The 2,257-nt window shown below is 51.7% G+C and carries 2 protein-coding genes and 1 pseudogene; 2 read left to right on the forward strand and 1 reads right to left on the reverse strand.

What is annotated here, in order from left to right; translation table 11 throughout:
* The coding region (locus tag RMO84_RS04715; RefSeq protein WP_310487327.1) for an ATP-binding cassette domain-containing protein at positions 1-420 on the forward strand (420 nt) is incomplete at its 5' end.
* A 97-nt stretch (positions 421-517) separates the two neighbouring features.
* Here the strand turns inward: RMO84_RS04715 and RMO84_RS04720 are convergent.
* Complete coding sequence (locus RMO84_RS04720) at positions 518-649, reverse strand: hypothetical protein (RefSeq protein WP_310487328.1); 132 nt, start codon at positions 647-649, stop codon at positions 518-520.
* A gap of 265 nt (positions 650-914) precedes the next feature.
* Here RMO84_RS04720 and RMO84_RS04725 point away from each other — a divergent pair.
* Positions 915-2,257: pseudogene (locus RMO84_RS04725) on the forward strand (transcription-repair coupling factor); the annotation flags it as partial.

Here is a 2,257-nt window from a genome sequence, read left to right on the forward strand (position 1 = left end):
GAGCGCGTCGAGCAATCGCTCCGCAAAGCCGCACTATGGGAAGAAGTCAAAGATAAGCTCCAACAAAGCGGTCTGTCGCTCTCCGGCGGACAACAACAGCGGCTGTGCATCGCACGGACGATCGCGATCGAACCAGAAGTAATCTTGATGGACGAGCCATGCTCGGCACTCGATCCGATTTCCACCGTTCAGATCGAAAATCTAATCCACGAATTAAAAGAGCGGTTTACGATTATTATCGTCACCCACAATATGCAACAGGCGGCACGAGTATCGGACAAAACCGCCTTTTTTAATGCTGAAGCAGGTGAAGGTGGCAGCCGATTTGGCTACTTGGTGGAGTATGACGATACTCGCAATATCTTCAGTTCGCCAAAAGAAACCAGAACGCAAGAATATATCAGCGGTCGATTTGGTTAGAGCCAGTGGCGATTGCCAGTGGGGTAACTCACATCTGGCAATAGTCTAGATATATTAGTGCTTAGTTATAGATCCAGGGTACCCACAAGGGGCACCCCTACAGATAACTTGTAGGGGTGCCCCTGTCTCGATCGCAACCGTCGGCTTTGCCGACGTTGGCGTTGGCGTAGCCTGCCGTAGGCACAGCCACTCCGTTAGCGGCTTGCTCCCGCCTTTGTTCCCCGACCATGGAAGCAAGACAAGACAGGAGTTATGCGCATCGCTTGTGGGTACCCTTCTGAAATCTGATTCGCTCCCCGCTCGCCGCTGCATTGACATCACTCGATCGACAGGTATTTGACTGCAACTACACTCGCCCTAAATATCCTTTCAAAATCCAGTAAAACCGGCTATCGTGGAAAATCACAGCTTTAATAGCCCGAAGCATTTTTTGCCCTTAATGTCTGGCAGATCGGGACAAACGCTCCATCATAATTTTACTGCTGACTGAAACGATGGCTTTTTCTGCACTAATTCGCACTCTCGAACGATCGCAACTAGCAACGGAACTACGATCGAAGCTGCAACAGCAGGGAACGTTGCATCTGACTGGCTTGCCGCGTTTACCTAAAGGCTTAGTAGCATCGGCTTTGGCGCAAGGAGCGCAGCAACATCTCGTCGTCGTCACTGCCACAGTCGAAGAAGGCGGTCGCTGGGCGGCGCAATTAGAGGCGATGGGCTGGAAGTCGGTGCATTTCTATCCCACGACAGAATCATCGCCCTACGGGGCTGCTAGCCTCGAATCTGAGATGATTTGGGGGCAGATGCAGGGGTTGACGGAGGTGTTGTCGGTTGGGAGCAGGGAGTTGGGAGTTGGGAGTTGGGAGTTGGGAGCGGGGACTGGGGGACTGGGGGACACGGGGACTGGGGTGGCGATCGTGTGTACGACGTTGGCGTTACAGCCGCATTTGCCCGCCCCAGCGGAGTTTGCGGCGCGATGCTTGAAGTTGCGAGTCGGCGATGAAGGGGATGTCGAAAAGCTGGGCGTGCAGTTGGTTAATTTGGGCTATGAGCGGGTGCCGCTGGTAGAGACGGAGGGACAATGGAGTCGGCGGGGAGATATTATCGATATTTTCCCAGTCGCGGCAGAATTGCCCGTGCGGTTGGAGTGGTTTGGCGATGAGTTGGATAAGCTGCGGGAGTTCGATCCGAGTACCCAACGATCGCTCGATAAAATTGCGAGTCTGGTACTGACTCCGGTCAATTTTGGGACGATTTTTGGGGAAGATAACTCGGCAGCGCGTTATTCCTTACTAGATTATTTACCAGATAATTGTGCGATCGCGATCGATGAATTCGATCGAGCGCAGGCGCATAACGATCGGTGGTGGGAATATATGCAAGAGGAGTGGGAAACTTTACCCGCCGATACTCCAGTTTGGCATCAACAATTTAGCACGAGCGTTGCTAAAATTCGAGATCGCTTTAATTGCTTGCGGTTAGATGAATTAGTAATTAGTGGCGAGGGTCTAAGTTTAGCTTGTCGATCGATTCCGACGATTCCCCATCAGTTTGCCAAAATCGCGGATACTTTACGCGGTTATCACAAACAGAGTTATTCAAGCTGGTTAGTTTCCGCCCAACCATCGCGATCGGTATCCTTGTTGCAAGAACACGATTGTCCCGCACAATTCGTCCCTAATCCCCGCGACTTTCCAGCGATCGACAAGTTGCAAATTCAGCATACAGCCGTCGCGATTAAGTATTCAGGTGTAGCGGAATTAGAAGGCTTTATTCTGCCCACATTTCGGATGGTGGTAGTTACCGATCGCGAGTTTTTCGGACAGCAATCTTTAGC

Source organism: Chamaesiphon sp. VAR_69_metabat_338 (assembly GCF_031423935.1).
Taxonomy (GTDB): domain Bacteria; phylum Cyanobacteriota; class Cyanobacteriia; order Cyanobacteriales; family Chamaesiphonaceae; genus Chamaesiphon.

What these genes read in the sequence shown, in the direction of transcription:
- RMO84_RS04720 (WP_310487328.1), bottom strand. Translation starts at nt 649, where the DNA reads ATGGTCGGGGAACAAAGGCGGGAGCAAGCCGCTAACGGAGTGGCTGTG.